The sequence below is a fragment of the Mycobacterium parmense genome (genome assembly GCF_010730575.1).
GTDB lineage: Bacteria > Actinomycetota > Actinomycetes > Mycobacteriales > Mycobacteriaceae > Mycobacterium > Mycobacterium parmense.
On the sequence record NZ_AP022614.1, the window covers coordinates 5,454,964 to 5,478,959 of the forward strand.

28 protein-coding genes and 1 riboswitch are annotated in these 23,996 nt (G+C 69.4%); of the genes, 14 read left to right on the forward strand and 14 right to left on the reverse strand.

What is annotated here, in order from left to right; all coding sequences use genetic code 11:
• Positions 1-9 precede the first annotated feature (9 nt).
• Positions 10-213 carry a hypothetical protein gene (locus tag G6N48_RS25325; RefSeq protein ID WP_085270262.1) on the reverse strand — a complete coding sequence of 68 codons (204 nt, stop codon included), beginning with the start codon at positions 211-213 and terminating at the stop codon, positions 10-12.
• A 268-nt stretch (positions 214-481) separates the two neighbouring features.
• Here G6N48_RS25325 and G6N48_RS25330 point away from each other — a divergent pair, with 268 nt between their 5' ends.
• On the forward strand, positions 482-1,471 hold the full coding sequence (locus G6N48_RS25330) for an LLM class F420-dependent oxidoreductase (protein WP_085270263.1): 990 nt from the start codon (positions 482-484) through the stop codon (positions 1,469-1,471).
• A 5-nt stretch (positions 1,472-1,476) separates the two neighbouring features.
• On the opposite strand, the gene G6N48_RS25335 is transcribed toward G6N48_RS25330, so the two are convergent.
• A complete protein-coding gene (locus G6N48_RS25335) occupies positions 1,477-1,770 on the reverse strand; it encodes a putative quinol monooxygenase (RefSeq protein ID WP_085270264.1) in 294 nt (97 codons plus the stop codon).
• A 163-nt stretch (positions 1,771-1,933) separates the two neighbouring features.
• Here G6N48_RS25335 and G6N48_RS25340 point away from each other — a divergent pair, with 163 nt between their 5' ends.
• Positions 1,934-2,350 carry a Zn-ribbon domain-containing OB-fold protein gene (locus tag G6N48_RS25340; protein ID WP_085270296.1) on the forward strand — a complete coding sequence of 139 codons (417 nt, stop codon included), beginning with the start codon at positions 1,934-1,936 and terminating at the stop codon, positions 2,348-2,350.
• Between the two features lie 60 nt (positions 2,351-2,410).
• Positions 2,411-3,556, forward strand: a complete 1,146-nt coding sequence (locus G6N48_RS25345) for a thiolase family protein (protein ID WP_085270265.1) — start codon at positions 2,411-2,413, stop codon at positions 3,554-3,556.
• Between the two features lie 18 nt (positions 3,557-3,574).
• Here G6N48_RS25345 and G6N48_RS25350 read toward each other — a convergent pair whose 3' ends face one another.
• Together G6N48_RS25350 and G6N48_RS25355 are read right to left on the reverse strand one after the other, a co-directional pair.
• Positions 3,575-5,224 (reverse strand): DNA repair helicase XPB, encoded by a 1,650-nt coding sequence (locus G6N48_RS25350; protein WP_085270297.1) that lies wholly within the window; start codon positions 5,222-5,224, stop codon positions 3,575-3,577.
• Between the two features lie 18 nt (positions 5,225-5,242).
• Positions 5,243-7,486: a helicase-associated domain-containing protein gene (locus G6N48_RS25355; RefSeq protein WP_085270266.1), complete on the reverse strand. Its 2,244-nt coding sequence runs from the start codon at positions 7,484-7,486 to the stop codon at positions 5,243-5,245.
• A gap of 141 nt (positions 7,487-7,627) precedes the next feature.
• Between G6N48_RS25355 and G6N48_RS25360 the strand changes: the two genes are divergently transcribed.
• The 4 genes from G6N48_RS25360 to G6N48_RS25375 are packed head-to-tail and all read left to right on the forward strand — an operon-like array spanning position 7,628 to position 9,299.
• Positions 7,628-7,828, forward strand: coding sequence for a hypothetical protein (locus G6N48_RS25360; RefSeq protein WP_232066700.1), 201 nt, complete (start codon positions 7,628-7,630; stop codon positions 7,826-7,828).
• Entirely contained in the window at positions 7,829-8,395 is a 567-nt protein-coding gene (moaC, locus tag G6N48_RS25365; protein WP_085270268.1) for a cyclic pyranopterin monophosphate synthase MoaC, read from the forward strand.
• Positions 8,395-8,877 (forward strand): MogA/MoaB family molybdenum cofactor biosynthesis protein, encoded by a 483-nt coding sequence (locus tag G6N48_RS25370; RefSeq protein ID WP_085270269.1) that lies wholly within the window; start codon positions 8,395-8,397, stop codon positions 8,875-8,877. The genes moaC and G6N48_RS25370 overlap by 1 nt, the downstream gene beginning before the upstream one ends.
• Positions 8,874-9,299, forward strand: a complete 426-nt coding sequence (locus G6N48_RS25375) for a molybdenum cofactor biosynthesis protein MoaE (RefSeq protein ID WP_085270270.1) — start codon at positions 8,874-8,876, stop codon at positions 9,297-9,299. Before G6N48_RS25370 ends, G6N48_RS25375 begins: the two co-directional genes overlap by 4 nt.
• A gap of 58 nt (positions 9,300-9,357) precedes the next feature.
• Here G6N48_RS25375 and G6N48_RS25380 read toward each other — a convergent pair whose 3' ends face one another.
• The 4 genes from G6N48_RS25380 to G6N48_RS25395 all read right to left on the reverse strand — a co-directional run bounded on the left by G6N48_RS25380 (position 9,358) and on the right by G6N48_RS25395 (position 12,415).
• Positions 9,358-10,224 carry a transglycosylase family protein gene (locus tag G6N48_RS25380; protein WP_163670922.1) on the reverse strand — a complete coding sequence of 289 codons (867 nt, stop codon included), beginning with the start codon at positions 10,222-10,224 and terminating at the stop codon, positions 9,358-9,360.
• 11 nt (positions 10,225-10,235) lie between these two features.
• A riboswitch (cyclic di-AMP (ydaO/yuaA leader) is annotated at positions 10,236-10,446 on the reverse strand.
• A 208-nt stretch (positions 10,447-10,654) separates the two neighbouring features.
• Positions 10,655-10,912: a MoaD/ThiS family protein gene (locus G6N48_RS25385; protein WP_085270102.1), complete on the reverse strand. Its 258-nt coding sequence runs from the start codon at positions 10,910-10,912 to the stop codon at positions 10,655-10,657.
• A gap of 25 nt (positions 10,913-10,937) precedes the next feature.
• Positions 10,938-12,014 carry a GTP 3',8-cyclase MoaA gene (gene moaA / locus G6N48_RS25390; protein ID WP_085270101.1) on the reverse strand — a complete coding sequence of 359 codons (1,077 nt, stop codon included), beginning with the start codon at positions 12,012-12,014 and terminating at the stop codon, positions 10,938-10,940.
• Complete coding sequence (locus tag G6N48_RS25395; RefSeq protein WP_085270100.1) at positions 12,011-12,415, reverse strand: YccF domain-containing protein; 405 nt, start codon at positions 12,413-12,415, stop codon at positions 12,011-12,013. Before G6N48_RS25395 ends, moaA begins: the two co-directional genes overlap by 4 nt.
• A 161-nt stretch (positions 12,416-12,576) precedes the next feature.
• Here G6N48_RS25395 and G6N48_RS25400 point away from each other — a divergent pair, with 161 nt between their 5' ends.
• Positions 12,577-12,984, forward strand: coding sequence for a cold-shock protein (locus tag G6N48_RS25400; protein ID WP_085270099.1), 408 nt, complete (start codon positions 12,577-12,579; stop codon positions 12,982-12,984).
• A gap of 47 nt (positions 12,985-13,031) precedes the next feature.
• Positions 13,032-14,036, forward strand: a complete 1,005-nt coding sequence (locus tag G6N48_RS25405; protein ID WP_085270098.1) for a glutathione S-transferase family protein — start codon at positions 13,032-13,034, stop codon at positions 14,034-14,036.
• 16 nt (positions 14,037-14,052) lie between these two features.
• On the opposite strand, the gene G6N48_RS25410 is transcribed toward G6N48_RS25405, so the two are convergent.
• Complete coding sequence (locus G6N48_RS25410) at positions 14,053-14,553, reverse strand: DUF2771 domain-containing protein (RefSeq protein ID WP_085270097.1); 501 nt, start codon at positions 14,551-14,553, stop codon at positions 14,053-14,055.
• Positions 14,550-16,163 carry an MFS transporter gene (locus tag G6N48_RS25415; protein ID WP_276080866.1) on the reverse strand — a complete coding sequence of 538 codons (1,614 nt, stop codon included), beginning with the start codon at positions 16,161-16,163 and terminating at the stop codon, positions 14,550-14,552. The genes G6N48_RS25410 and G6N48_RS25415 overlap by 4 nt, the downstream gene beginning before the upstream one ends.
• A gap of 194 nt (positions 16,164-16,357) precedes the next feature.
• On the opposite strand from G6N48_RS25415, the gene G6N48_RS25420 reads away from it, so the two are divergent.
• Positions 16,358-17,281 carry a DUF3027 domain-containing protein gene (locus tag G6N48_RS25420; RefSeq protein WP_139825847.1) on the forward strand — a complete coding sequence of 308 codons (924 nt, stop codon included), beginning with the start codon at positions 16,358-16,360 and terminating at the stop codon, positions 17,279-17,281.
• Between the two features lie 78 nt (positions 17,282-17,359).
• Here the strand turns inward: G6N48_RS25420 and G6N48_RS25425 are convergent, their stop codons facing one another.
• Both G6N48_RS25425 and G6N48_RS25430 read right to left on the reverse strand, forming a co-directional pair.
• Positions 17,360-17,635 carry a DUF2530 domain-containing protein gene (locus G6N48_RS25425; RefSeq protein ID WP_085270094.1) on the reverse strand — a complete coding sequence of 92 codons (276 nt, stop codon included), beginning with the start codon at positions 17,633-17,635 and terminating at the stop codon, positions 17,360-17,362.
• A 126-nt stretch (positions 17,636-17,761) separates the two neighbouring features.
• Positions 17,762-18,445: a class I SAM-dependent methyltransferase gene (locus G6N48_RS25430; RefSeq protein ID WP_085270093.1), complete on the reverse strand. Its 684-nt coding sequence runs from the start codon at positions 18,443-18,445 to the stop codon at positions 17,762-17,764.
• A 713-nt stretch (positions 18,446-19,158) separates the two neighbouring features.
• Here G6N48_RS25430 and G6N48_RS25435 point away from each other — a divergent pair.
• From G6N48_RS25435 to G6N48_RS25445, 3 genes are read left to right on the forward strand one after another with little or no spacing between them, the layout of a single operon-like run.
• Entirely contained in the window at positions 19,159-19,590 is a 432-nt protein-coding gene (locus G6N48_RS25435) for an Rv0880 family HTH-type transcriptional regulator (RefSeq protein ID WP_085270092.1), read from the forward strand.
• A complete protein-coding gene (locus tag G6N48_RS25440) occupies positions 19,587-20,414 on the forward strand; it encodes a TrmH family RNA methyltransferase (RefSeq protein ID WP_085270091.1) in 828 nt (275 codons plus the stop codon). The genes G6N48_RS25435 and G6N48_RS25440 overlap by 4 nt, the downstream gene beginning before the upstream one ends.
• Before the next feature lie 16 nt (positions 20,415-20,430).
• Complete coding sequence (locus tag G6N48_RS25445) at positions 20,431-20,706, forward strand: DUF2537 domain-containing protein (protein WP_085270090.1); 276 nt, start codon at positions 20,431-20,433, stop codon at positions 20,704-20,706.
• Here the strand turns inward: G6N48_RS25445 and sepH are convergent.
• Together sepH and serC are read right to left on the reverse strand one after the other, a co-directional pair.
• Positions 20,703-21,491, reverse strand: a complete 789-nt coding sequence (sepH, locus tag G6N48_RS25450) for a septation protein SepH (RefSeq protein WP_085270089.1) — start codon at positions 21,489-21,491, stop codon at positions 20,703-20,705. The genes G6N48_RS25445 and sepH overlap by 4 nt on opposite strands.
• Before the next feature lie 120 nt (positions 21,492-21,611).
• Positions 21,612-22,730, reverse strand: coding sequence for a phosphoserine transaminase (gene serC, locus G6N48_RS25455; RefSeq protein WP_085270088.1), 1,119 nt, complete (start codon positions 22,728-22,730; stop codon positions 21,612-21,614).
• Between the two features lie 233 nt (positions 22,731-22,963).
• Here serC and G6N48_RS25460 point away from each other — a divergent pair, with 233 nt between their 5' ends.
• A complete protein-coding gene (locus G6N48_RS25460) occupies positions 22,964-23,989 on the forward strand; it encodes an AurF N-oxygenase family protein (RefSeq protein WP_085270087.1) in 1,026 nt (341 codons plus the stop codon).
• Positions 23,990-23,996: the final 7 nt, after the last annotated feature.

Below are 23,996 nucleotides of genomic sequence, written 5' to 3' on the forward strand. Positions count from 1 at the left end.
GCCCGGCGCTTAGGTCCCGGCCCCGTTCGCGGTGCTTTGGTCCTGCGCGTTCTGCGTGAAGATGTCGCCGGAGGTCTGGCCGTTGTCGTTGACGGAGTTGCCGTTGTCGTCGACGGCGACGACGCGACCCGCAGCGCTTGGTGCCGCCGGGGCCGGCGAGTGCACCGGCCAGGTGGCGAAACCGAGCGCCGCGACGGCCGTGGCCCCCGCCAAGACGACTCGTGCTCGGATACGCCTGCGCCGGACGTCTGTTGAATGCGTTTGCTGTCGTTTGGGTGTCATGCATCGGGTTTACGGCTCGGCGGTGAGCGCCGGCTGGGCCTGAGTTATCGATCGGCTGTGACGCCGTTTCGGCTTCAAGGGCGCCGGCGACAGGAGCGCACGGTGGTAACGGCGACGAAGGCGGGCTGACGATTGGCCCGCTCACGGCGCCCGCCGCGCCGCGTGCTAGCCGCGCCATCGCGCGGCTAGAGTCACCGCCATGCGCTTTGGTCTCTTCATTCCGCAAGGCTGGCGAATGGATCTGGTCGGCATCGAGCCCGAGAAGCACTGGGAGGTGATGCGCGAGCTGGCCGCCCACGCGGATGGAGGCGCCTGGGATTCGCTGTGGGTGTACGACCACTTCCACACCGTTCCGACGCCGACGGACCAGGCCACACACGAGGCGTGGTCGCTGATGGCCGCATACGCGGCGACCACGTCGCGGATCAAGCTCGGCCAGATGTGCACGGCGATGAGCTACCGCAACCCCGTCTACCTCGCCAAGGTCGCTGCGACCGCCGACATCATCTCCGGTGGTCGGATCCAGATGGGCATCGGCGGCGGTTGGTACGAACACGAATGGCGCGCTTACGGGTACGGCTTCCCGTCGGCGGGGGTGCGGTTGGGCCGGCTGGACGAGGGCGTGCAGATCATGCGTGACGCCTGGCGCGACGGGAAGGTCAGCTTCGACGGCAGGCATTACCAGGTCGACGGAGCGATAGTCGCGCCGAAGCCGTTGCAGGACAATGGGATTCCGCTGTGGATCGCCGGCGGCGGCGAGAAGGTGACGCTACGCATCGCCGCGCGGTACGCGCAGTACACCAACTTCACCCCGGAACCCGAGGCGTTCGCCCACAAGTCGGAAGTGTTGGCCGGGCATTGTGCGGCGGTCGGCACCGACTTCGACGCCATCGTGCGTTCGGTCAACGTGAACGCGGTCGTCGGCTCATCCGACGACGACGTGAAGGACCGGCTGCGGCAGGTCCGCGACCGGATGACCGGCTATGTGCCGGACGCCGCGGCCGACGCGATGGTCGCCAACACCGCCGGACCGGACTCGGCGACGGGAACGCCGGAACAGGTGGTCGAGCGCCTGACCAGGATCCGTGACCTCGGATGCGAGTACGTCATCTGCTACTTCCCGGAGGCCGCCTACGATCGCACCGGAATCGAGCTGTTCGAACGCGAAGTGATTCCCGCGTTGAGCTGAGCCCGTCAGATGTCGGCGACGGCGTACCTGATCTTGACCGGCGGCGCGGCGAGCAACGGCGGGAGCTGGGTCACTTTGCCCTCCCCGGCGCGGAACGCGCGGTAAGCCTCGTCGGCCTCGACCGACTCCCAGAGCTCGTAGATGAGCCAGTGCGCCTCGTCGTCCTGGTCGACCAGCACGTCGGTGCCGAGGTTGCCCTCGAAGGCGCGGGTCGCCTTGAGCGTCTCGCGCATGAGATCGCGGCCCGCGGCCACCGCTTCGGGCTTGAACCTGAGTTCGAGTGTCACCGTGACCGGCATCGTCGTCTCCTCGCTTCTTCAACAGTGCTGCGCGCGCAGATCCTCGCCAAGATAGCCCAGGCCGGGACGCTGTCGGTTGGCGAGAATGTGGTTTCCACTTTACGGAAACCTGTTATACGGTTCAGTGAGACCGATTCTGTTGGCGGAGACGGAGGATTCCTCGATGCAGAAGGCGCTCGCGCCCGAGATCTCGACCTGGCCCGACGAGAACCCACAGCTGATCGGCAGTCGTTGCGGCAGCTGCGGGGCGACCACCTTCCCGGTTCAGCAATGGTGCCCACGCTGCAGCGCCGGCGAGATGACCGACGTGCTGCTGCCCCGCCGCGGAACGCTGGTGGCGTGGACGACCCAGGGCTTCCCGCCCGGGGCTCCGTATGCGGGCCCGGCCGGCAAGGACTTCGTGCCGTTCGGCGTCGGTTTGGTCCAGCTCGACGACGTGATCCGCGTCGAGGGCCGGCTGACCGAGAACGACCCCGCCAAGCTGCGGTTCGGCCAGGAGGTCGAGCTGACGATGGTGCCGCTGGTCAACGACGAAGACGGCGCCGAAATCATGACGTTCGCATTCCAGCCGGTTCAGTGACGATCGCCGCGGCCGAGCCGGGCCAGGCGGTGCGCCACCATCCATCAGAGGAGCCACGAGATGACTAACGATGTCGCCATCATCGGCGTCGGCCTGCACCCGTTCGGCAGGTTCGACAAGACCGCGATGCAGATGGGCGCCGAGGCGATCCAGGCCGCCCTCAAGGACGCCGGGGTGGATTGGAAGGACATCCAATTCGGCTTCGGCGGCAGTCATGAGGTCTCCAACCCCGACGCCGTTACCCGCCTGGTCGGCCTGACCGGCATCACCTTCACCAACGTGTTCAACGCCTGCGCCACCGCGGCCAGTGCCATCCAGCAGACCGCCGACACCATCCGGCTGGGCAAGTACGACATCGGCATCGCCATCGGCCTGGACAAGCACCCGCGCGGCGCGTTCACCGACGACCCCGCCAAACTCGCGCTGCCGCAGTGGTACGCGCAGAACGGTCAGTTCGTCACCACCAAGTTCTTCGGGATGAAGGCCAACAAGTACCTGCACGACCACAACATCTCCCAGGCCACCCTGGCCAAGGTCGCCGCCAAGAACTTCCGCAACGGCGCGCTGAACCCGAACGCCTTCCGCCGCAAGCCCATTCCCGAGGAAGAGATCCTCAACTCGACGGTGCTGAACTACCCGCTGACGCAGTACATGTTCTGCGCGCCCGACGAGGGCGCCGCGGCGGTCGTCATGTGCCGCGCCGACCTCGCGCACAACTACACCGCCAAGCCGGTGTACGTGCGGGCCTGCGAGATTCGCACCCGCACGTTCGGTGCGTACGAAGTGCACGCCACCTTCGCGCCGCTCGACGAGGACGTCTCGCCGACGGTGTACGCGTCCAGGGCGGCCTATGAGGCCGCCGGCATCGGACCCGAGGACGTCGACGTCGCCCAGCTGCAGGACACCGACGCCGGCAACGAGGTGATCCACATGGCCGAGACAGGCCTGTGCGCCGACGGCGAGCAGGAGAAGCTGGTGGCCGACGGGGCGACGGAGATCCACGGTTCGATGCCGGTCAACACCGACGGCGGGTTGATCGCCAACGGCGAGCCGATCGGCGCCTCGGGGTTGCGCCAGATGCACGAGCTGGTGCGGCAATTGCGCGGCGAGGCGGGCGAGCGTCAGGTTCCCGGCAACCCGCGCGTCGGCTTGGCGCAGGTGTACGGCGCGCCCGGCACCGCGTCCGCCACCCTGCTGTCGCTTTAGAAGACGACGGCGACCCGCTCAGATCGGCGGGCCCAGCAAGTCGTCCGCGTCGCGGATGATGTACCCGTAGCCCTGCTCGGCGAGGAATCGCTGACGGTGCGCGGCGTACTCGGCGTCCAGGCTGTCGCGGGCCACCACCGAGTAGAAGATGGCGCCACCCCCGTCGGACTTGGGCCGCAGCAACCGGCCGAGCCGCTGCGCCTCCTCCTGACGCGACCCGAACGTTCCCGAAACCTGCACCGCGACGGAGGCTTCCGGCAGGTCGATGGAGAAGTTGGCCACCTTGGACACCACCAGGGTGGACACCTCACCGCGACGGAAGGCGTCGAAGAGTTCCTCGCGTTCCTTGGTCCGGGTCGACCCCTGGATCACCGGCGCGTTCAGTTCGGCACCGAGCTCGTCGAGCTGATCCAGGTAGGCGCCGATCACCAGCGTCTGCTCCCCGGAATGCCGGCTCAGCACCGACTTCACCACGGCGATCTTCGAATGCGCCGTCGAGCAGACCTTGTAGCGCTCTTCGGGTTCGGCGGTGGCGTAGATCATGCGCTCGTTGTCGGTCATGGTGACCCGCACCTCGACGCACTCCGCCGGCGCGATCCAGCCCTGTGCCTCGATGTCCTTCCACGGCGCGTCGTAGCGCTTCGGGCCGATCAGCGAGAACACGTCGCCCTCCCGGCCGTCCTCGCGGACCAGCGTGGCGGTCAGGCCCAGCCGTCGCTTGGACTGCAGGTCGGCGGTCATCCGGAACACCGGCGCGGGCAGCAGGTGCACCTCGTCGTAGATGATGAGGCCCCAGTCGCGGCTGTCGAACAGCTCGAGATGCCGGTACTCGCCCTTGGTGCGGCGGGTGATCATCTGATACGTCGAGATGGTCACGGGCCGGATCTCCTTGCGCTCGCCGGAGTATTCGCCCACCTCGTCCTCGGTCAGCGACGTGCGGGCCACGAGCTCGCGCTTCCACTGCCGGGCCGCCACGACGTTGGTGACCAGGATCAGCGTCGTGGCACTGGCCTTGGCCATGGCGGCGGCACCGACCAGCGTCTTGCCGGCTCCGCACGGAAGCACCACCACCCCCGAGCCGCCGGCCCAGAACGAATCCGTCGCCATCTGCTGGTAGTCGCGCAGCTCCCAGCCGTCGGGTTGCAGGGCGATCGGATGCGCCTCGCCGTCGACGTAGCCGGCGAGGTCCTCGGCCGGCCAGCCGACCTTGAGCAGCATCTGCTTGACGCGGCCGCGCTCGCTGGGGTGGACGATGACGGTGTCGTCGTCGATCCGTGAACCCAGCATCGGAGCGATCTTCTTGTTGCGCAGCACCTCTTCGAGCACGGCCCGGTCCAGGCTGAGCAGGGTGAGGCCGTGGGCGGGGTGCTTGACCAGCTGCAGGCGGCCGTAGCGGGCCATGGTGTCGACGATGTCGACGAGCAGCGGCTGCGGGACCGCGTAGCGCGAGTAGCTGACCAGCGCGTCGACCACCTGTTCGGCGTCGTGGCCGGCGGCGCGCGCGTTCCACAGGGCGAGCGGGGTGATGCGGTAGGTGTGCACGTGTTCGGGCGCGCGCTCCAGCTCGGCGAAGGGCGCGATCGCGGCCCGGGCCGCGCCGGCCTGCTCGTGGTCCACCTCGAGCAGCACCGTCTTATCGGACTGCACAATCAACGGTCCGTCAGTCATGTCATCCATTATCGGGAGTCACGCCGACACCACCGACGTGATCCGGTGGATGGCGAAGTCGCGCAGCCGCCCGGAGGCGGAGTCGAAGGCCACCAGCTGGCCGCCGCGCACGCTGACGGGGGACACCACCCGCTGGCTGGCCACGCCGGCGGCGTCCAGGTAGCCGATGACCAGCGTGTCCTGCTTTTTGGCGGCGCGCTGCAGCACCGTCATGGTGACCGCCGGATCGACGCGCAGGTTGCCGAACGGCGCGGCGGTGACCGTCCTGAGCACCGCCACCACCGCGTTGAGGCTCTCGCTGTTCGGGCGCGACGGGGGCCGGTACGGCCGGCGTTGCTGCGGGGTGGGCACCCGTGCGCCCCGCGGGCGGACGTCGACGATGGCGCCGGTCGAGTCCTCGGCCGCGGGGGCGAAGCCGGCGCGCCGCAGCGCGACCAGCACCTCGGCGATCGGCGCGGGAGACACCGCCACCGTCGGGGCCAGGGCGCGCAGCTGTACGTCCTCGGCCGCCGCCACCGCCTGGGTCAGCAGCGTCGGGTCCTCGCATCGCACGAACGAGGCGGCCATGCCGATCCGCAATTGGCCGTGCCGGCGCGCGACGTCGTCGATCAGATATGTAAGGCCTTGCGGCACAGGTGTTTTCGAGTGCGACGCAAAGAAGTTCTGCATCCAGTCGCGAGTTTTGCCGATGTCGAGCGCGTGCCGGATCGACTGTTCGCTGATGCGGTAGACCATTGCGGCGCCGGCGGATTCGACGACCGCGACGGTGGCCAGCTGCTCGGCGAGGTCGCGGTGCAGCGGACCGGGGACCACCACCGTCAGGTCGGCCTGCAGCAGGAAGTGGTCGATCGGCTTGGGCAGGGCCCGCGCCATCGCGTCGACGGCGGCCCGCGGGTCGGCGCCCTCGTCGAGCAGCGCGCGGGCCGGTCCGCTGATGGCGCCCCGGCCCACCAGGCCCAACGCGTGGCACTCGGCCAGCAGGTCCCCGAGCGGTCCCGGTTGCAGGCGCTTGGCCCAGCGGGGGCGGCGCCAGATCAGCGCCGCCGATGCGGTGACGGCGTCCACGCCGGCGCCGGGCGGCAGGTCGGCGAGCATGCCGAGCAACAGTCGGCGGTCCAGTGGAGCGGCCGTCGAGTACAGCGAATCCGAGAGTGCGCCATACGGTTTGGCGTCGGGGCCGCGGCTGCCGATCAGCGCCGGCCGGGCCGGCAGGTCGAGCCAGGTGCCGGCCAGCAGGTGCCACCGCTCGGCCGAAGACAACGCGGTGAACCGGTCGGTCGCCGACGTCGGCGCCCAGAAAGGCGCCTCGCCGTCGGCCGGGACCGGATCCGGCGTGCCGCTGGCGATCAGCCCGGCCGCGGCGGCAACCTCGAGGATCAGCCCCAGGCGCGGCTCCGCTATCCCGGTCGTCTTGCTCAACCGCTTGACGTCGCGAATGCCCAGTCCGCCGGTGCGCAGCTCGGAAACGGGCGCGGCGCCCAGTGTTTGGAGCACGACGTCGAGCTCGCGCAGCAGGTCCAGGACCGCGCCGGCGGCCACCGCATCGGCGTCCTCGGCGGTGGTTGTGGACACCACCGGGTCGGGCGCCGTCAGCTGCATGGGCCCGGGTTGCTCGCCCCGCAGTACCTGCCCGACGTGGCGGGGGAGGATCACGGTGTCGGCGTCGACCCGGCGCAGCAGTCCCATCGCCAACAGCTGTGGCACCGGCCGGTCGGCCGGGGCGCCGGGTGCCGCGTCGCGGGTGCGGCCCATCGGCGAACCTTCGAGCAGTTTTTCCAGGACGTCGAGTTGCGCGGGCTCGAGATCGTCGATGAGTGCGGCGAGCTGTTCACCCGTGCGTGTGCTGTCTTCCAGGGTGACCTGTCCCGGGTACCACGGCAGGGCGGTGCCGGCGTCGGGGGCCACCCGCACCGCGGCATCGCCCCAGACCAGGACGCGCTCCCGGAGGTCGTCCAGCGCGCCGATCACGTCGGCCTCGGGGGCGCGGCCCCCGAGTGCGGCCAGCAGCTTCGTCGTGGCCACGGGAGCCGCGTCGGCCTGCAGGACCAGCAGCGCGTCGAGCACCGCGAGTCGCAGGAAGTCCAACTCGTCGGTGGCGGCCTTGACCGACTGGCGGGCCTGGGCGCGCGCGGCCAGCGCGGCAATGCTGCCGGGAGGCGGCTGCGCGAGGTCCGGCCGAAGCTCCAGCATCCGGATCAGCCGCTCGTCGGGCAGGTCGGCCAGCCAGGACCCCAGCGGGATGTCCGGGGTGTTGTCAGTCATTGCTGACCAGCGTAAAGCAGGCGGCGGACGCGGGCGGGACAGTGCATGGGCGCGTGTGGACGGCCGGCCGTGGTTGACGTGGACTCGCCCAAACGACGCCTCACGCGGCGGGCGCGTGCGCCATTTGCCAGAATGGACGGCGTGGCTGACAGTGCTGAGGGCAAGGCGCAGAAATCCAGGTACGTCGACAACGGCTGGCCGGCGTCGGATCCGGAGGATCATCCGGTGAGCGAACTGGCGACCGATCGCACCGGCGCCCTGTCTCCCTACGGCGACCTGGAGTTCCCGCTGCCCGCGAACGACCTGCCGTACGTGCACCCGGTAACCGTCGTCAACAAGTAGATGTCCGCTAGGGCCCCTAGGGCCGCTGGGGTCCCGAAAGCCTCGAAGGCCTCGGAGGCCTCGGATTCTTCGGCGAGCCGGGCTCCGGTCGAGTCCGGCCCGGGCGTTCTCTCGCACCTCGATCACCGCGGGGCTGCGCACATGGTCGATGTCAGTAGCAAAAGCGCCACGAAGCGGACCGCCGTCGCCGCAGGCGCCCTGCGCACGACGACCGCGGTGGTGGAGCTGATCTCGACCGGCGGGCTGCCCAAGGGCGATGCGCTGGCCACCGCGCGGGTGGCGGGGATTCTGGCCGCCAAGCGCACCAGCGACCTCATCCCGCTGTGCCACCAACTCGCGCTGACCGGAGTGGACGTCGACTTCACCGTGGCCGGCCCGGACATCGAGATCGTCGCGACGGTGCACAGCACCGACCGCACGGGTGTGGAGATGGAAGCCCTGACCGCCGTCACCGTGGCCGCGCTCACGCTCTACGACATGATCAAAGCGGTCGACGCGGCCGCACGGATCGACGACATCCGTGTGCTGCGCAAGGAAGGCGGCAAAAGCGGAACCTGGGCCCGGTGATGAGCGCCCGCCGCGCGCGAGTCATCGTCGCCTCTACCCGGGCGTCGGCCGGGGTCTACGACGACCGATGCGGACCGATCATCGTCGAATGGCTTGAGGCTCGTGGCTTTTCGGCCGCAAAACCGGAAGTGGTCGCCGACGGGCGTCCGGTTGGCGAGGCGCTGCGCAAGGCGGTCGACGACGACGTCGACCTCATCATCACCTCGGGTGGCACCGGCATCTCGCCCAGCGACAGCACCCCGGACCAGACGGTGGCGGTCCTGGACTACATGATCCCCGGATTGGCCGACGCCATTCGCCGCTCCGGGCTGCCGAAAGTGCCGACGTCGGTGCTGTCGCGGGGTGTCTGCGGCGTCGCGGGGCGGACCCTGATCGTCAACCTGCCCGGCTCGCCCGGCGGCGTCCGTGACGGCCTCGGAGTGCTCGCCGACGTGGTGGACCACGCGCTCGACCAACTCGCCGGCGAAGACCACCGACGATGACGCTCGTCGTGCGCGCGGCGATCACCGCGACCCCGATCTTCCTGAGGGACCACGAGGAACTGGTCAGCCATCGATCGGCCGGGGCGGTCGTGGGATTCGTCGGCATGATCCGCGACCACGACGGCGGACGCCGCGTGGTGCGGCTCGAATACACCGCGCACCCGACGGCCGAACAGGTGCTGGCCGACGTCGTCGCCGAGGTCGCCGAGCGGTCCGGCGGCCTGCGCGCCATCGCGGCCAGTCACCGGATCGGCGTCTTGCACATCGGAGAGGCCGCGCTGGTGGCGGCGGTGGCCGCCGACCACCGACAGGAGGCGTTCGCGACCTGCGCCGAACTGGTCGACACGATCAAGGCGCGGCTGCCGGTCTGGAAGCACCAGTTCTTCGACGACGGCACCGAGGAGTGGGTGGGCTCGGCCTGACCGCGCAGAACGCCCCGCAAGCGCGAGGCTTGCGGGGCGTGCCGCTTCTGAACGTCGGTCAGTTGATGGCGGACGACGCCTGCGCGAGCGCGTCCAGTGCATCGTTTCCGTTGACGTCCTGCCCGCGGATCGACTCCCACAGTCTTTGGGTATAGCCGACCTTCGTGGCGGGCTGTGGATCACCGGGTGCGTCGCCGGGCGCCGGCGGCGCCGCGTCGGCCGGAGGTGCGGGCGGCAGGTCCGCGGGCGGGGGCGGCACGTCGGCCGGGGGCGCGGGCGGCAGGTCCGCCGGCGGTGGCGGCACGTCGGCCGGGGGCGCGGGCGGCAGGTCCGCGGGCGGTGGCGGCGGGAGGTCGACCGGAGGGGCCGGCTGGTCAATGGAGGCCAGCTGCACCGGCGGAGGCGGGTCGGCGGGCGGCGGAGGGGGCGGGGGCGGCGCGTCGGGCGGCGGTGCGTCCGCGGGCGGCGGGGCCGGCGGTGCGAGCGGTGCGGGGTCGCCGCTGACGCCGGGAGCGTCCAGCGGCGCATCCATCCCGGCCGGAGCCGGAACCTCGCGCGGGCTGGGGCCCGAGAGGCCGTGCCCGCAGACGGGCCAGGCGCCACGGCCCTGGCTCGCCAACACCCGCTCGGCGACGGCGATCTGCTGCTCTCTGGTGGCCAGCTGGGCCGACGGGGCGTACTGGCCGCCACCGTGCGCAGCCCAGGTGCTCGAGGTGAACTGTAGGCCGCCATGGTAGCCGTTGCCGGTCTCGATTCCCCAGTTGCCGCCGGACTCGCAACTGGCTACTCGGTCCCATTCGCCGTCGGTGGCCGCGGCGGCCTGACCGGCGAGGGCAATGCTGCCGCCACCGAGAACCGCGCCGGTCACGGCGATCTTGGCGACGCTGATGTTGGAAGTAGTGGGCTTGCGGTGCCGTCCACTCATACTTCGGGAAAACCCTCTCTCGTCACGCGCCTGCGAGGTCAGCTGTCGGGTTCGGGTCGGAGAGGCCACCCGGCCGGATCGTCCTCCACTGGGGAGGCGACGCCGGCTTCACCCCTAGGGGCCGATGTGGCCCCAGTCCTGTCACGGTGGACCGGTGGGTCCCCCGCCTCCATCCACTACGGTGTCCTCCGCCTACTGGATGGAGCTCGGCGCGATAGCCGGAGGAGGAACGCCAACTGGGTTGGCTTGGCGAACCTTGGGAGACGGTAACGGTTTCTGTCGGACCCGTCACGTTTGGCGAAACGCGGCGTTTCCCCCGCGGACACCTCGCAAAACCCCAGGAACATTTCGCGTTCGCGCAGGTCATACCACCCGCAATCCGAACGTGTCCTTGTCGTTATCTTTCCGTTATGTGAGGTTTTTCACAGTTTTAGCCGCCGGCAAACGGGGGCAGGACGTCGACTGTGTTTCCGTGCCGTAACGAAGCGGTCTCGTCGCGGACCGCGACGCCGTCGCACAGATACGAGCATCGGGCCAGCACGCCGGCCAGCCGCGTCCCCGGAGCGGCGAGGCGTTCGACCAGCTCGGCCACCGTGGTGCCCGGACGAAGGATGACGGTCTCGGAATCGGACCCCGCGGCGGCGCGTGCGGCCGCGAAGTACCTGACCGTCACTACCACGCCGTCCATTTCGGCCTTGCCCGGACCCGTCGCGCTAGCCACCGATCGCGCTCATCGGGCGGTCGGGCTGGATGAAATCGGGGTCGTTGATGCCGTGACCGGCCGGTTTTCCCCACATCGCGGCGCGCCACGCAGTTTCAATCGCATCGTCGGGCGCGCCGCTTCGCAGCAGACCCCGCAGATCGGTCTCCTGCGCGGAGAACAGACAGCTGCGGACCTGGCCGTCGGCCGTCAGCCGGGTGCGATCGCAGGTCGAGCAGAACGCGTGCGAGACCGAAGCGATGAGGCCGAACTTCCCGCCCGGAGTGTGCGAGTCGCCGTCCACCAGCCAGAGCTGAGCGGGTGCCGATCCCCGGGGCGCCGGGTCGGGGCGCAGCCGAAAATGTGGTCGCAGCGCCGCCAGCACATCGTCGGCGCTCAGCGCGGCGTCCCGGTGCCACTCGTGCCCGGCGTCCAGCGGCATCTGCTCGATGACCCGTAGCTGATAGCCGTTCTCGAGGCAGAACCGCAACAGGTCGACCACGTCGTGGCGTCCGGTCGCGGGGTCGAGCACGGCGTTCACCTTGACCGGTGCCAGGCCCGCGTCCCTGGCGGCCGCCAGGCCGGCCACCACGTCGGCGAGCCGGTCGCGGCGGGTGATGGCAGCGAAGTGCCGGCGGTTCACGCTGTCCAGCGACACGTTGACCCGGTCGAGGCCGGCATGGGCGAGACCGGCCGCCCGCCGCGCCAGGCCGACCCCGTTGGTCGTGAGCGAAATCTCCGGGCGCGGCCGCAGCTGCGCCGCCACGGCGACCGCCTCTTCGAGGTGCGGCGCCAGCAGGGGTTCGCCGCCGGTGAACCGGACACTGGTGACGCCCAGGCGGGTGACCGCGATCTTCAAAAGCCTGGCCAGCTCCTCGGCGCACAACACCTGCTCGCCGGGCAACCACTTGAGACCCTCGGCCGGCATGCAGTAGGTGCAGCGCAGGTTGCAGCGGTCGGTCAGCGAAACGCGGAGATCGGTCGCGACCCGCCCGTAGGTGTCCACGAGCGGCCCCGCGGCCGGGGCGGCGCCCGTAGCGCCGGCTTCCCGGCTCGGCACGAGCGGCACTCCCAGCGCCGTCAGCGTCATGCGGCCACCGGTTCCGATCGCGCGGGATCGCCCACGGGAACGATCCGCTTGCCCAACGGCATCAACGACACCGGGATCAGCTTGAGATTCGCCAGTGCCAGGGGAAGGCCGACGATCGTTAGCGCCATCGCCGCGGCGCTCAGCAGATGGCCGATCGCGAGCCACAGACCGAACAACACCACCCAGATGACGTTCCCGACGAGGGCCCCGGTGCCGGCGGTCGGCTTGTCGATGACCGTGCGGCCGAACGGCCACAGCGCATAGGAGGCGATGCGCAGCGACGCGAAGCCGAAGGGGATCGTGATGATGAGCAGGAAGCTCAGGAGCGCGGCCAACAGGTATCCGACGGCCATCCAGAGGCCGCCGAATACCAGCCAGATGACGTTCAGGACCAGGCGCATGATCTCCTCCCGCGGTACCCGCCAGCCTACCGAGTGGGCGATAGACGGGGGTGCTTGTCGGTCCGGCATCCGAGTAGGATCAGAATCCAATACGGCGTCCTGCGCAGGCGGGACGCTTCTTCTGTTGGTTTAGTGATCCGTCAGACAAGCAGGTGAGACCAGTGCCGACCGGCAAGGTTAAGTGGTACGACGCCGACAAGGGGTTTGGCTTCTTGTCGCAGGAGGACGGCGAAGACGTTTACGTTCGCTCGTCGGCGTTGCCCGCCGGTGTCGAGGGTCTGAAGGCGGGCCAGCGGGTCGAGTTCGGCGTGGCCTCCGGCCGGCGCGGACCGCAAGCGTTGAGCCTGAAGCTGATCGATCCGCCGCCCACCCTGGCGAAGGCCCGGCGCGAGACACCCGCCGAGCACAAGCACAGCCCCGACGAGTTGCACGGCATGGTCGAGGACATGATCACGCTGCTGGAGAGCACCGTGCAGCCCGAACTGCGCAAAGGCCGCTACCCGGACCGCAAGACCGCTCGCCGGGTCTCCGAGGTGGTCAAGGCCGTCGCGCGGGAATTGGACTCCTGACACGGCCCCTGGTCGCACCGGGCCGACTTTGAGCGAGGATGGGAGGCATGGCCTCCTACGTCGCACCGGCGGGCGAGTTCACCCGCGACACCGAATACATCACGACCCGCATCACCGCTGACGGGCGCGACGGCTATCCGGTGCAACCGGGCCGCTACCGGCTCATCGTTGCCCGGGCCTGCCCGTGGGCGAACCGCGCGATCATTGTGCGGCGGCTGCTGGGCCTGGAAGATGCTGTCTCCATTGGGTTTTGCGGCCCGACCCATGACGAGCGGAGTTGGACGTTCGACCTCGATCCGGGTGGCGTCGACCCGGTGCTCGGCATCCCGCGTCTGCAGGACGCGTACTTCAAGCGCTTCCCGGACTACCCCAAAGGCATCACCGTTCCCGCGCTCGTCGACGTCACGACCGGCGCGGTGGTGACCAACGACTTCGCGCAGATGACGCTGGATTTTTCGACGGAGTGGAGTGCCTACCACCGTGAGGGCGCGCCCGAGCTGTATCCGGAGCGGTCGCGCGCCGAGATCGACGAGGTGAACGGGCGGGTCTACACCGAAATCAACAACGGCGTCTATCGTTGCGGATTCGCCGGCTCACAAAAGGCCTACGAGGCGGCCTACGACCGGCTGTTCGCGGCGTTGGATTGGGTCAGCGAACGCCTGAGCGGGCAGCGATATCTGGTGGGGGAGAGCATCACCGAGGCGGACGTCCGGCTTTTCACGACGCTGGCCCGCTTCGATCCGGTCTACCACGGGCACTTCAAATGCAACCGAAGCAAACTCAGCGAGCTGCCGGTGCTGTGGGCCTACGCGCGCGACCTGTTCCAGACGCCCGGCTTCGGCGACACCGTCGACTTCGTCCAGATCAAGCAGCACTACTACATGGTGCACGCCGACATCAACCCCACCCGGATCGTGCCCAAGGGCCCGGACCTGACCAACTGGCTGTCCGCGCATGGACGAGAGGCGTTGGGGGGCAGACCGTTCGGTGACGGGACACCGCCCGGGCCGCCCCGGGAGAGCGAACGGGTCGCCCGCGGTCACGGCGCGTGAGCCGTCATTCCGGTGCTCAAAAAGTCAGCCGCACAGACCATTCCGCGTGTGGCACGTCGCGCAGTTCGCCGGACGGGTCGATCACCAGCGTCAGCAATTGCACGACGATGCCGCTCAGGCGGCCGCGCTGTGGGTCGACCGTGGGAATGGTGACGGCGAACCGGGTGCCCGGGCGGAACATCGTGGTGGTGGTGTTGGCCGGGTCCTCGAACACTTTCAGCAACCGCCACGGCGCCCGGTAGATCGCGTCGGGCACCGACAGCTGGACCGGATCGCGGCCGCTGACCGCGAGCTCGCCCTGGGTCTGTGGGGTCTGGCAGTCGTCGAGGTTGAGCACGTTGCAATACATGTACGGCCCCACCCGGGTGAGGTGTCCGTGGGAATAGGCGCTGATCTCGGGACGCGGCGGGCCGGGCCGATGCACCAGCAGGTAGGCCCCGACTCCCGCCGCCACGCACAGCACCGTCACCACGACGGCGAGCAGCACCGCCACGCCGCGGCTCTTACGCGGTTTCACTCCGGCACCGCCGCGGGGCGGGCGGTGCGGCGGCGCATGCCCTCCTGTTCGACCATGACCGGCCGGTTTCCGCCCAGGCCGGGGATGAGGGAATCCCCGCGGAAACTCATCAGCGTCTGCGCCAGGCCCAGGATGAGCAGGGCGGTGACCGCGGTGAATCCGACCCACAGCTCGGTGTAGACCAGGACGCCCAGCGCGCCGCCCAGCACCCACGCCAGCTGCAGCGTCGACTCGGAACGCCCGAATCCGGAAGCCCGCGACTCCTCGGGCAGGTCATGCTGCAGCGAGGCGTCCAGCGAAGCCTTGGCGATGGCGCTCGAGCCCGAGGTGACCAGGGTCGCGATCGCGGCCAGCATCAGGTTGCCGGCTACCGACGCCGCCAGCGACACCGCGGTGACGGCGACCGTGCAGCGCACCACGAGCACCGCCGGCCGGCCCAGCCGCATGCGGGCGCTGGTGAAATTGCCGGCGAAGTTGCCGATGCCCGCCGCGGCCCCGATGACCCCGAGGATCGCGACCTGAGCCCAGCCGCTGGCCTGGTGGGATTTCGCCACGAACGCCGGGTACAGGAACAGGAAGCCGACCATCACCTTGATGGTGCAATTGCCCCACAACGACGTGATGATGTTGCGGCCCAACGGTTGCGTGAGGGTGCCGCCGACCTTCTTGACCTGCTGCGGCCAATTGCGGCGCTGCGGGCCGCTACCGCCGCGGTAGCTCAGGGTGGCGGGCACCTCGCCGGCCGTCACCTCCACCCAGCGGGGGATCCGCATCGACAGCGACGCACCGGCGAGCGTGACGGCGACGACCACGAACAGGGCGCCGGGCAGCTTCAACAGGTGCGTGCAGGCGTATTCGACGCCGGCGGCCGCCGCGCCGCCGGCGATGGTGCCGCCCAGCAGACCGAAGATGGTCAGCCGCGAGTTGACCCGCACCAGGTCGATCGTCGGCGGCATCACCCGGGGAGTCACCGCGCTGCGCAGCACGCTGAACGACTTCGAGAGCACCATCATGGCCAGCGCGCAGGGATACAGCACCCACGACGGGTAGCTCCCGGTGGCGCCGTCGTAGTTCATGATCAGCACCAGTGCGAGCGCCGTGCGCAGCGCGAACGATGCCGCGAGCGCAACCCGGCGGCCGTGTTGCAGCCGGTCCAGCGCCGGACCGATCAGCGGCGCGATGACCGCGAACGGCGCGATGGTGATCAGCAGATAGAGGGCCACCCTGCCCTTGCTCTCGCCGGTGGCCGCGGCGAAGAAAAGTGTGTTGGCCAACGCGACGGCCATGGCGGCGTCCACCGCGAAGTTCGCGACCACCGGCCACGTCAGGGCCGTGAGGCCCGACTTGTCGGCGCCGTCGGCGGTGGCGGCCCGCTGGACCATCCAGTACATCCGCGAACCCATCTCGCGGCTGCGTTGCGCCGCGGCGCGGGTGACGGTGATCCGTTCGCCCGGGGCGGGACCGGGCGGCGGCGGTGCACCACCGCGTTCGGGCTCCGGCTGGCGGTTCAGGGGCGGGAGGTAGCGGTTGGCGCTCGGCATCGGCGACGTGCGGCGCCCGCGCCGGTCGTCGGCGCCGTCGGCCCCACCTTCGGCCGGATAGTTGGCCATCCCGGGATGCTGGTTGGCCGATCCCCTGAGGTCCGAGCGGGTCCGGCGGCCCGGGTTGGAGGGCGCACGGCCCGGATCGTCACGTCGCCGTCCAGACACCCATCAATTCTCGCCCATGGCCGCTCCTTGCGTCCGCAGGCGGCGGGGTGTGGCCGCAACCTAGTATTGGGAACGATATGCAGGAGGAAAACAGAGTGACCGGACCCCCGGAGGAATCCGCCGTGGCCACCGTGGACGATTGGCCCGAAGGGTTGGCCGCGGTGCTCAGGGGTGCGGCCGACCAGGCCAGGGCCGCCGTCGTCGAATTCAGCGGGCCCGACGCGGTGGGTGACTACCTTGGTGTCGGCTTCGAGGACCCGACCGCCGCCACTCACCGGTTTCTGGCGCACCTGCCCGGTTATCAGGGATGGCAATGGGCCGTCGTCGTCGCCGCCGTCCCGGGCGCCGAACACGCCACTGTCAGCGAAGTGGTGCTGGTTCCCGGACCGACGGCGCTGTTGGCGCCGCAGTGGGTTCCGTGGGATCAACGGGTGCGGCCCGGTGACCTGGGCCCCGGCGACCTGCTGGCACCGGCTGCCGACGACCCGCGGCTGGTGCCCGGTTACACCGCAAGTGGCGACCCGCAGGTCGACGAGACTGCGGCCGAGGTGGGGCTGGGCCGGCGCTGGGTGATGAGCGCCGAGGGCCGATTCGAGGCCGCCGAGCGATGGCACACCGGTGACTACGGTCCCGAGTCGCCGATGGCGCGGGCCACCAAGCGTGTGTGCCGCGACTGCGGTTTCTTCCTGCCGCTGGCCGGTTCGCTCGGGGTGATGTTCGGAGTGTGCGGCAACGAACTGTCCGCGGACGGGCATGTGGTCGACAAGCAGTACGGCTGCGGTGCGCATTCGGACACCCCCGCGCCCGCCGGCACCGGTTCGCCGGTGTACGAGCCGTTCGACGACAGCGTGCTCGACGTCACGGACAAACCGCCCGCGCCGCAGGAGGCGCAAGAGGCTCAGCCGGAGTCCGCCGAGCCCGAGCCGCCCGAGCCGCCCGAGGCGCCTGAGCCGCCTGAGTCGGCTGGTTCGCCGCAGGACTCGCGGGACCAGCAGGACCCGCAGGACCCGCAGGACTAGGCGTCTTCGGCGGAGGCTTTGCTCTTCGCCAGCGTGGCGTCATACCGTCGAGCAACTCGCGCTCGCGCGGCCCGAAGACTACTGACGCCGCAGGTAGGTCTCGAGACCGGTCTGGGCGCCACGCGCGCCGCGGCGGGCCCCGGCGAGCTGCAACAGGAAGATGCTGGTGCCGAGGACGCCGACCCCGAGGCCCGCGAGCGTCACCGGCCGCCAGCTCTGCAGGGCGGGAACCAGGAATGCGGCGAGCGCCGCGAGCGTCCATCCCGCGGCGCCGACCCCGATGAACGGCCAGGCATTCAGCAGCGCTCGCGGCAGCGGTGGCACCTCGCGGCTGTGGCCAGGCTCGACAGTCATCGCCCCCAAACATAGACCGGGGGCGGTATTCGTGCCGCGTGGCCCGCAGCACGAATACCGCCCGCACCAGAGCAGGCCGGCCACCGCGTCCCTGGCCGTGCGGACGCTGCGAGGGTGACCGGCCGCTCAGCCCTTGTGGGCGATGACGACCCAGGACGGCAGCTGCGCGCGACCATCCGCACCGATGGTCACGTTGCGGTATTCGAAGCCCGCGGGAAGGACCGCCGGCACGTTGATCCAGGCGCGCGCGGGCCGGACGTCTTCGACCTCGAGGTGCGCACCGACGATGTCCCGCAACTGCTTCTCGGAGAACGGACGCGGGCCGAATTCGGCACCGGGCGGGAAGGCTTCGGTGGCGAACACGAGCGCGAAGAAGCTCCCCCCGGGCTTGAGGGCGCGGGCACTGGATTCGACGTAGCCCTCGCGCAACTCCTCCGGCAGGCAGTGGAAGACCAGGCCGTCGACCACGGTTGCGAAGTAGTTCTCGTATCCGGTGGACCGACTCAGGTCGGCGACGTCGAATTTGACGCTCAGACCCTGCTCCATCGCGGACTGACGCGCGCGGTCGATGGCGGCGGCGGACAGGTCCAGGCCCACCGCGTCGTATCCTTTGGCCGCGAGGGCCAGGGTCGTGACGCCGACGCCACAGCCCGAGTCGAGAATCGGGCTTCCGAAGCGGCCCTGCATCTCCAGCGCTGCGAGTTCTGGCTGCAGGTTGCCGATGTTCCAGCCGGGATCGCCCGGCGCATACGAAGCCTCGCCCCGGTAAAGCTCGTCCCAGTCAACGGTGTTCACGTTAAATGTTGGCATGCCACGAGATTAAATGCGGTCGTCGCCTAAATGGCTGGCGGTGAGCGTTAATTTACACATCGGAAATGTTCGAATACGGCTGAAATAGACTTGCTGTAAATTGGCTGAAATGCTGCTACCAATTTCCGTATCGAGCATCGCTTTATCGTCGAGGGAAGCCCCGAAACCTGAAAGTACCTCCCCAAGAAACTGGTAATTCGCTTGTAGCGCAGCAGCACGGTGTTACGGGACCGCGACGGCCCTGGTCAGACGGCCGAGCAGTGGCCGGTGGCTCGCGTCGGCCCCGTCCAACACGCGCACGAGAGCCGGGCGTCAAAAGTACCCAAGGGTTTTGTTCGCCGCGATTTGAATTTGCCGCAGCGCACTACCGCCGAAAACATGGGTCGCGTCCGATTCGGCGAATGCGCCGCTTGCCGGGCTTTTCCCTGACGGCCCGTGCGGCATCGTCCCATTCCGGGACTTCGGAATCGCAGAGCTGATTGTGGCGTGATTTCGTGCGCCACGGTATAAGCGCACTCCGGGGGGGCGGCGGAAGTGAAAGCCGTCGATGCGCTCATGACGACGCCGCGACCCGGCGGACCTCGGGGCACCCGGATCTCGATCACCGGGGCCGTCGCAGCTGTGCTGGCGGGCTGCCCGCGGACGGGGTGGTCGCCGCCCGCCGCGCGCAGTTTCGTATCCCGAATTTCTGGCCTTCCGTGTAACCTCGCGCCATGCCCGACAGCGATGCGCGGCTGGCCAGCGACTTGTCGCTGGCCGTCATGCGGCTGGCCCGCCAACTGCGGTTTCGCAACCCGTCCTCGCCGGTGTCGCTGTCCCAGTTTTCCGCGCTGGCAACCCTGGCCAACGAGGGCCCGATGACGCCGGGCGCGCTGGCGATCCGGGAACGCGTGCGGCCGCCGTCGATGACCCGTGTGATCGCCTCGCTCGCCGACATGGGGCTGGTCGACCGCGCTCCCCACCCCGTCGACGGCCGGCAGGTGCTGGTCTCGGTGTCCGATTCGGGCGCCGATCTGGTCAAGGCGAACCGGCGCGCCCGCCAGGAGTGGCTGGCCAAGCGACTCGCGACCCTGGACAGCGAGCAGCGCGAGACGCTGCGGCATGCGGCCGACCTGATGTTGGCGCTGGTCGACAAAGGCCCGTGAGCCGCGACGCCAACGGCCCGGACATTCAGGACGTCGACGATCCCGATGACCCGCGGCTCGATGACTTCCGCGACCTGAACAGCGTGGATCGGCGCCCCGATCTGCCCAGCGGCAAGGGGCTGGTGATCGCCGAAGGGGTGCTGGTGGTGCAACGCATGCTGGCGTCCCGGTTCCGTCCGCACGCCCTGCTGGGCACCGAACGCCGCCTCGTCGAGCTCGACGGCGACCTGGTGGGCCGGGCGCTGCCGTTCTACCGAGCGTCCGCCGACGTGATGGCCCGGGTGGTCGGCTTTCACCTCAACCGCGGCGTGCTCGCGGCGGCCAGGCGGGTGCCCGAGCCTGCGGTCGCGCAGGTGGTCGAGAACGCCGGAACCGTCGCCGTCCTCGAGGGCGTCAACGATCACGAGAACCTGGGGTCGATCTTCCGCAACGCTGCCGGGCTGGGGGTCGACGCCGTGGTATTCGGCAGCGGCTGTGCGGATCCGCTGTACCGTCGCGCGGTACGGGTGTCGATGGGGCATGCGCTGCTGGTGCCGTTCGCCCGGGCAACCTGTTGGCCGCACGAGCTCACCATGCTGAAGGAAGCGGGGTTCCGGTTGCTGGCGATGACCCCGGACGCCCGCGCCCGCCCGCTGCCGGAGGCGATGGCGGACGTCGACGGCGGACGCGTCGCCGTTGTGGTGGGCGCCGAGGGCCCGGGTCTGACGCCGGCCACGCTGCGGTTGTGCGACACGCGGGTGCGTATCCCGATGTCTCGGGGAACGGACTCACTCAACGTCGCCACGGCGGCCGCGCTGGCGTTCTACGAGCGGGCCCGCTCCTAGCCGCTAGGCTCGGCCCGTGCGTGACGATTCCGTGCCCTGGGCAACGGGTTTGACGGTGGCGGGGTTCGTGGCCGCGGTGACTGGAGTCGGCATCGTGGTGCTCAGCCTCGGCCTGGTGCGGGTGCATCCGCTCTTGGCGGTGGGGCTCAACGTGGTGGCGGCCGGCGGCCTGGCCCCGACGTTGTGGGGCTGGCGTCGCAGGCCGGTGGTGCGCTGGTTCGTGCTGGGTGCGGGAGCCGGGGTGATCGTGGCCTGGCTGGCGTTGCTCGCGCTGCTGGCCGCGCGCGCTTAGCGCTGACCACCTGATCGCACCCCGAGCAGCACGTCCTCCCATGCGGGAATGACGGGCTTGCCCCGTCGGGTGTGTACGGGCTGCTCGGGTGGTGTGCTCTCGTCGGGCGGGTTCGGCCTCGCGGGCGCCTCGCCAACGGGAGGCGGCCCCGCCTCGAAGTCGACGTGCGCCACGCGCGCGACCGGCCGCAGCGGTCGTTCAAAGTTCGGGTCGATCAGCTCACTGGCCCCGTCGTCGACCGCCGCGACCGTTCCGCCATGCGCGCCGGGTGTGAAGCTGAAGTGCGCGATGTTGTCGGAGCGGCCGACCTTCCACGCGAGCTGCACCGTCCAGCGGCTGTCCTCGTTGCGCCAGGCGTCCCAGCTGAGCCGGTCCGGATTGAGGCCGCGCGCCACGAACGCGGTGGTGACCGTCTCCAGCAAGGTCAGCACCGCGGGGCCGTCAGCCAGCACGGGATGAGCGGCCGTTGCCAGCTCTGCCGCGCGGGCCCGCTCGAGCAGCACGGGGTGGGCGAACCGGCGGACCCGGGAGATGTCGGAGCCCGACGCCGCAGCCACCTGCTCAACGGACGCGCCGGCACGGATCTTGGCCTGAATTTCCTTGGGGCTCAACATGTTAGTGACTTCCATGTCGAGATGCGGCTGCTCCGGCTGGAGCGGATCGCCGCGCAGCGCAGCCTTCAGGCGTTGATCGGCGGCCAGCTTGAACTGCTCGGCGGGCTCGTCAGTCTCGCAGATGACGTGTTTGCCGTCGGCGTCGAGTCCAACCAATCTGAGTTCCCGCATGGCTTCTCCTCGCAGGCTCCGTGCAGGTCGGCGACGGACGCCTCAGGTCGGCACTTTAGTGCAGCCGGCGCCCATCACTGTGCTGACACGCTGGGCGGTTGCGTGCGGATTGCGGCGCGGTTACAACCTCTCAACGACCCAGTCGATGCACTGGGTGAGGGCGGTCACGTCCTCGGGGTCGACGGCGGGGAACATCCCGACCCGTAGCTGGTTGCGGCCGAGCTTGCGGTACGGCTCGGTGTCGACGATGCCGTTGGCCCGCAGGACCTTGGCGACGGCCGCCGCGTCGACATCATCGACGAAGTCGATCGTGCCCACCACCTGGGACCGCAACGCGGCGTCCGCGACGAACGGGTTGGTGTACGGACGGTCTTGCGCCCAGGAGTACAGCCGCTGCGACGAATCCGCGGTCCGCTTGACGGCCCAGTCCAGCCCGCCGTTGCCCAGCATCCAGTCCAGCTGCTCTGCCATCAACACCAGGGTGGCGACCGCCGGGGTGTTGTAGGTCTGGTCCTTGAGGCTGTTCTCCACCGCGATCGGTAGCGACAAGAAGTCCGGCACCCAGCGACCGGACGCCGCGATGGCGTCGACGCGGGCGAGCGCGGCCGGGCTCATGACGGCCAGCCAGATGCCGCCGTCGCTGGCGAAGTTCTTCTGGGGCGAGAAGTAATAGGCGTCGGTTTCGGTGATGTCGACCGGCAGGCCCCCGGCGCCCGACGTCGCGTCGATGACGAGGAGCGCGTCCCCCGAGTCGTCGGGGCGCCGGACGGGCACCGCGACCCCCGTCGACGTCTCGTTGTGGGCCCACGCGATCACGTCGACCGACGGGTCGGCCTGCGGCTCGGGCGCGCCGCCCGCATCCGCCTTGATGACGATGGGATCGCCGACGAACGGGTTCTTGGCGACCGCGGAGGCGAACTTCGAGCTGAACTCGCCGTAGGCCAGATGTAGCGACCGCTTGTCGATCAACCCGAAGGCGGCGGCATCCCAGAACGCCGTCGCTCCGCCGTTGCCGAGGATGACCTGGTAACCGTCGGGAACCGAGAACAGCTCGGTGAGCCCCGACCGGACGCGGCCCACCAGGTTCTTGATGGGCGCCTGCCGGTGCGAGGTGCCGAACAACGGGGCCGCGGTGGTGGTCAGCGCCGTCAGCTGCTCGGGTCGGACCTTCGACGGGCCGCACCCGAAGCGGCCGTCGCGGGGTTTGATGTCAGCGGGAATCTCGAGCTGGTCAGCCATGCTGTCAGCCTAGATAGCCGACCTGACACCCCGCTGTGGCGGGGCTGGGCACCGGCGTCGATCCGGCGCCCGGCACGGGCCGACGTGTTTCGCCGACTGTGAGACAGGGCACAGGAAAGTCGTGACCACCGGTCAGGCCACAGGGGCTGGAAGGGTCTAGAGAATATGCGGTACCTGCGGTACTGTCTAGACACAGCACGTCCAAATGTAAACCTCGTTGGGGAGGCTCGGGAATGGACAGGACGCGATTGGTCCGGCGGTGGCGCCGCAACATGGAAGTCCGCGACGACGCCGAGTACGTGGAAATGCTGGCGACATTGTCCGAAGGCTCTGTTCGGCGAAACTTCAACCCCTACACAGACATTGACTGGGACTCGCCCGAATTCGCCGTCACCGACAACGATCCGCGCTGGATTCTGCCGGCGACGGACCCGCTCGGTCGTCACCCCTGGTACCAAGCGCAGTCGCACGAGCGCCAGGTCAAGATCGGTATGTGGCGCCAGGCGAACGTCGCCAAGGTCGGCCTGCACTTCGAATCCATCCTGATCCGCGGCCTGATGAACTACACGTTCTGGGTGCCGAACGGGTCTCCGGAATACCGGTACTGCCTGCACGAATCGGTCGAAGAGTGCAACCACACCATGATGTTCCAGGAGATGGTGAACCGCGTGGGGGCAGACGTCCCGGGCATGCCTCGCATGCTGCGCTGGCTTTCGCCGCTCGTGCCGCTGGTGGCCGGTCCGCTGCCGGTCGCGTTCTTCATCGGCGTGCTCGCGGGCGAGGAGCCCATCGACCACACGCAGAAGAACGTGTTGCGCGAAGGCAAGTCGTTGCACCCGATCATGGAGCGGGTCATGGCGATCCACGTTGCCGAAGAGGCGCGCCACATCTCTTTTGCGCACGAGTTCTTGCGCCGGCGGCTGCCGCAGCTGACCAAGCGTCAGCGGTTCTGGACGGCGTTGTACCTGCCGCTGGTCATGCGGGCTCTGTGCCAGGCGATCGTCGTGCCGCCCAAGGGGTTCTGGCAGGAGTTCGACATTCCCCGTGAGGTCAAGAAGGAACTCTTCTTCCGGTCGCCGGAATCGCGGAAGTGGTTGAGCGACATGTTCGCCGACGTGCGGATGCTGTCTCACGACACCGGGCTGATGGAATCGCGTTCGGCGCGGCTCATGTGGCGGCTCTGCAAGATCGACGGCAAGCCGTCGCGCTACCGCAGCGAGCCGCAACGCCAGCACCTGGCTTCCGTGCCGGCCGCCTAGCACCTGC

Bases quoted from the DNA above. Each gene is read 5' to 3' on its own strand.
- G6N48_RS25335 (WP_085270264.1), bottom strand. From the start codon at position 1,770: ATGCCGGTCACGGTGACACTCGAACTCAGGTTCAAGCCCGAAGCGGTG.
- G6N48_RS25425 (WP_085270094.1), bottom strand. From the start codon at position 17,635: ATGACTGTCGAGCCTGGCCACAGCCGCGAGGTGCCACCGCTGCCGCGA.
- G6N48_RS25415 (WP_276080866.1), bottom strand. From the start codon at position 16,163: ATGGCCAACTATCCGGCCGAAGGTGGGGCCGACGGCGCCGACGACCGG.
- G6N48_RS25435 (WP_085270092.1), top strand. From the start codon at position 19,159: ATGCCCGACAGCGATGCGCGGCTGGCCAGCGACTTGTCGCTGGCCGTC.
- G6N48_RS25350 (WP_085270297.1), bottom strand. From the start codon at position 5,224: ATGACTGACGGACCGTTGATTGTGCAGTCCGATAAGACGGTGCTGCTC.
- moaA (WP_085270101.1), bottom strand. From the start codon at position 12,014: ATGACGCTGACGGCGCTGGGAGTGCCGCTCGTGCCGAGCCGGGAAGCC.
- G6N48_RS25345 (WP_085270265.1), top strand. From the start codon at position 2,411: ATGACTAACGATGTCGCCATCATCGGCGTCGGCCTGCACCCGTTCGGC.
- moaC (WP_085270268.1), top strand. From the start codon at position 7,829: ATGTCCGCTAGGGCCCCTAGGGCCGCTGGGGTCCCGAAAGCCTCGAAG.
- sepH (WP_085270089.1), bottom strand. From the start codon at position 21,491: ATGCGGGAACTCAGATTGGTTGGACTCGACGCCGACGGCAAACACGTC.
- G6N48_RS25395 (WP_085270100.1), bottom strand. From the start codon at position 12,415: ATGCGCCTGGTCCTGAACGTCATCTGGCTGGTATTCGGCGGCCTCTGG.
- G6N48_RS25370 (WP_085270269.1), top strand. From the start codon at position 8,395: ATGAGCGCCCGCCGCGCGCGAGTCATCGTCGCCTCTACCCGGGCGTCG.
- G6N48_RS25405 (WP_085270098.1), top strand. From the start codon at position 13,032: ATGGCCTCCTACGTCGCACCGGCGGGCGAGTTCACCCGCGACACCGAA.
- G6N48_RS25375 (WP_085270270.1), top strand. From the start codon at position 8,874: ATGACGCTCGTCGTGCGCGCGGCGATCACCGCGACCCCGATCTTCCTG.
- G6N48_RS25330 (WP_085270263.1), top strand. From the start codon at position 482: ATGCGCTTTGGTCTCTTCATTCCGCAAGGCTGGCGAATGGATCTGGTC.
- G6N48_RS25460 (WP_085270087.1), top strand. From the start codon at position 22,964: ATGGACAGGACGCGATTGGTCCGGCGGTGGCGCCGCAACATGGAAGTC.
- G6N48_RS25380 (WP_163670922.1), bottom strand. From the start codon at position 10,224: ATGAGTGGACGGCACCGCAAGCCCACTACTTCCAACATCAGCGTCGCC.
- G6N48_RS25385 (WP_085270102.1), bottom strand. From the start codon at position 10,912: ATGGACGGCGTGGTAGTGACGGTCAGGTACTTCGCGGCCGCACGCGCC.
- serC (WP_085270088.1), bottom strand. From the start codon at position 22,730: ATGGCTGACCAGCTCGAGATTCCCGCTGACATCAAACCCCGCGACGGC.
- G6N48_RS25340 (WP_085270296.1), top strand. From the start codon at position 1,934: ATGCAGAAGGCGCTCGCGCCCGAGATCTCGACCTGGCCCGACGAGAAC.
- G6N48_RS25430 (WP_085270093.1), bottom strand. From the start codon at position 18,445: ATGCCAACATTTAACGTGAACACCGTTGACTGGGACGAGCTTTACCGG.
- G6N48_RS25355 (WP_085270266.1), bottom strand. From the start codon at position 7,486: ATGACTGACAACACCCCGGACATCCCGCTGGGGTCCTGGCTGGCCGAC.